We start from the raw sequence: 3,095 nt of genomic DNA, 5'->3' as shown, positions 1-3,095 counted from the left end.
ACACTCGCCACCTCGGCCAGCACCGCCCCGGCGACGACATCGGGGCCGATGTCGGCCACGCGGGCCGCAATTTCGACATCGGGAAAAACGGCGGCTAGCAGAATGCTTTCGACGGGCGGTGCATCGGTCAACATTGCAGATACCTCTTCTGTTGCTGGATTCGTGCAGGGGTTGCCGTCATCGAAATTCGGATCGGCCGCCGGATAGTCAGGGTTCGCACCGAATATCCGGCCAGTCGCAGCGGTGGACGTCGTTAGGGGAACTCAGGCGCAGGCGCGATGGCGTCGACATCGACCGACTCCGTGTCGAGTACCTCGCGGTTGAACATCATCATGTACGCGAAGTAGATACCGCCTGCGAGGATCAGGCCCAGGACGACCAGCGACGGGATGGTGGCGTCGCCGGGCGTGACGAGGAAGACCAGCGCAGCCCCAACCCAGATGAGCGCGGCGATTGCGACCGGTAGCTCGAAGCGGCCCAGACTGAACCCGCCCTCTTTGTGCTCCAACCGTTTCCGCACCACAAGGTAGAGGATCACGATTGCGCCGTAGATCAGTGCAGGCAGAATCGTGCCCCCGAGGATGAGCTGCAGCAGGGCCTGTCCGGGCAGCGCGAGCATCAAAACGACACCTATGACCACGATCAGGATCGTTGCCGGAACCGGCGTCTGCGTCTTGGGGTTGACCCTCCGCATCAGTCCGTGCGCAGGGAAGCGTCTATCACGTGCCATCGCGAACACCTGCCGTGCACACGCGGCCATGACGACCATTCCGGCACCGAACATCGCAAACGACAGTCCTGCCAACAGTATTCGCTCGACGACCGCTCCGAGCTGACTGCGGATGATCGCGGCTACCGGTGACCCGCTGGCGCTCACTGCAGGGATGTCCTTGATGGCCAGAGTGAGCGCGATCAGGAACGCAAGGCCCAACACTGCTGCCGCGACGACCGATGACACGATTGCGCGTGGGACGCTGCGAAAGGGGTCCTTGGCTTCTTCGGCGAGGTTCGCCGCCGAGTCGAAGCCGATGAGTGTGAGCAGACCCATGAGCATCCCGGCCATCAACCCGCCGCCGAGGCCGAAGTAGTCGGGTGCATCGGAGGTGATACCTCGGGAGGTGAGGTTCTCCACGTGGCCGTTGCCGGTGAACAGCATGACGGCGACCAGGGCGATCACCAGCACCACGACGATGGCCAATTCGAGTCCAACCGCCGCTGAGGTGATCAGGCCGAGCAGACGGGTCGAGGCGATCACCAGCCCGGCCTGAATGATCAAGACCGCCACCGTGATCATTCGCGCGGTGTCCTCGTTCTCCGGCAAGCCGAGCAGCGGCATGAATGCCTGACTGGACAATGCGTCGTCCATCGCGACCACGCCGGTCGCCAGATACCAGAAGGTCAGCCACCCAAACAGCCAGCCGATCTTGGGGTTGGCCAGCCGGGAGGCCCATTGGTAGGAGGACCCGCTGAGCGCGATGCGAGCGGCGAACTGGGCTACCACCAGGGCCACCAGCGTCTGCCCGACCGAGGCAATGACCCACAGCCAGATCCCGACCGGTCCGGCGGTCCCGAGGAGGTTGTCGTAGGACGCGAAGATGCCGACCGCCACCGAGATGAACGCGAACGAGATCGCGAACACCTGAAACGACCCAAGTGTGCGCTTCAGCTCCGGCGCGTCGCCGCCGTGTGCAGTAGTGGGGTCCACCACGTTCTCTGCCGTCATCAGCTAGCTAACCTTTCGTGGCGGGTGATGGAGGAACAGTAGATGACGGCGGCGGTGAACAATTTGCGTTTGAGTTAATTTGTGCGCGGTGTCGGTTAATACCTGCTGGGGACCGTATGTCGGATTCGCTGTCGTGTCCCCCGACCGCTGCTACGAGGATTACTGGTCGCGCATCAGGCGACCCGGCTGATGCCGAGTTCGTCGAGGAGGCGGCGAACCTATTCTTTGATGTCGTCGCGGATCAGTCGCATGCGTCTCCCGTATAGCGAGATCGCGCGCGGATGCTTCGCAGCCCGGTGAGATCACCAGTTCCAAGGAGGTTGGCCGCTTTCGAGTCGCCTGATGACCGGCGGTGCGGAACAAGCTGTCGAACTCGCCAGACGTAGTGGCTGCTCGACTGTGGGCAGTGTGCACGCCGACGGAACCCATCCGTCAGCACTGCCAAACTTCGTCATATCCCCAGGTAAACCCGTACCTTGGTACAGGATGCAACCCCCAATATTGCGGCGAGCTGCCTAGTCGGCGTCGTCGGCCTGCTCGGCAAGTACGCGGTAGATGGTCGCACGCGATACGCCGAGGGTGGCCGCAATCGTGTTCGCGGACTCACCGCTGGCATGCATCCGCCGCGCCAGCGCCGTCTTGGAGTCGTCGAGGACCTTGGGGCGACCGATGGATTGCCCACGCGCCCGTCGAGCGTCCCGCGCTGCCGTTCGGCGCTCCTTGCCCAGCTCCAACTCAAGCTCGGCCAGGCTGGCGAGAACACCCGCCACCATGCGACCCGCAGCGTTCGACGTGTCGATGCCCTCGCGTAGTGACCGCAGCACGATTCCCCGCTCGCCAAGGTCCCGGATGGTCGTCATCACTTCGGCAGCGTTGCGGCCCAGCCGATCGATACCGACCACCACGATGGCGTCACCCTGCCGTGCGTAGTCCAGCAGCGCGGCCAATCCGGGTCGCTGCTCCCGTGTGGAGATGCCGGAAAGCTTGTCCGAGTAGACCCGCGCGCCGTCCACACCAGCAGCGGAGAGCGCATCGACCTGTTGATCCAGGGATTGATGCCCCGTCGAGACGCGGGCGTAGCCCAGTTGCGTGCCGGTCGCTGCGGTAGTGGACGCCATTCCATAAGTGTCTCAAAAGTCGCAGAAGATGTCTATATGAGATAAAAGTTTTGAGGCAACTTCTGAGACAGCTCGACGTGGCGCTTCATGTCGCTGAACGAGTCTCGGCTGTACCGTCTCAATTCTTTAGAAACGAGACGGTTGGTTGTACGTAGACCACAAGTCGTAGTGTGCGCCCGTCAAGGCGGCGTGTTGAACCTTGTGCGGGCGGCGAACGTGTCAGCATTGAAAGCTGCGGGAGGCCGAATGAATCT

Annotated in this window: 2 protein-coding genes; both read right to left on the bottom strand. The window is 62.8% G+C overall.

Annotation, left to right across the window (positions count from 1 at the left end; translation table 11 throughout):
* Positions 1-253 precede the first annotated feature (253 nt).
* Positions 254-1,723, bottom strand: a complete 1,470-nt coding sequence (locus QOI01_RS25350) for an amino acid permease (RefSeq protein ID WP_526385888.1) — start codon at positions 1,721-1,723, stop codon at positions 254-256.
* 515 nt (positions 1,724-2,238) lie between these two features.
* Positions 2,239-2,841, bottom strand: a complete 603-nt coding sequence (locus QOI01_RS25345; protein ID WP_526385887.1) for a recombinase family protein — start codon at positions 2,839-2,841, stop codon at positions 2,239-2,241.
* Between the last annotated feature and the right edge of the window lie 254 nt (positions 2,842-3,095).

This window comes from Mycobacterium sp., assembly GCF_032162605.1.
Lineage (GTDB): Bacteria > Actinomycetota > Actinomycetes > Mycobacteriales > Mycobacteriaceae > Mycobacterium.
Note: the sequence above shows the minus strand (reverse complement) of the source record. Positions and strands in the feature narration are given on the sequence as shown.

Coding starts and splice junctions, on each gene's coding strand:
- QOI01_RS25350 (WP_526385888.1), bottom strand. CDS start 1,723: ATGACGGCAGAGAACGTGGTGGACCCCACTACTGCACACGGCGGCGAC.
- QOI01_RS25345 (WP_526385887.1), bottom strand. CDS start 2,841: ATGGCGTCCACTACCGCAGCGACCGGCACGCAACTGGGCTACGCCCGC.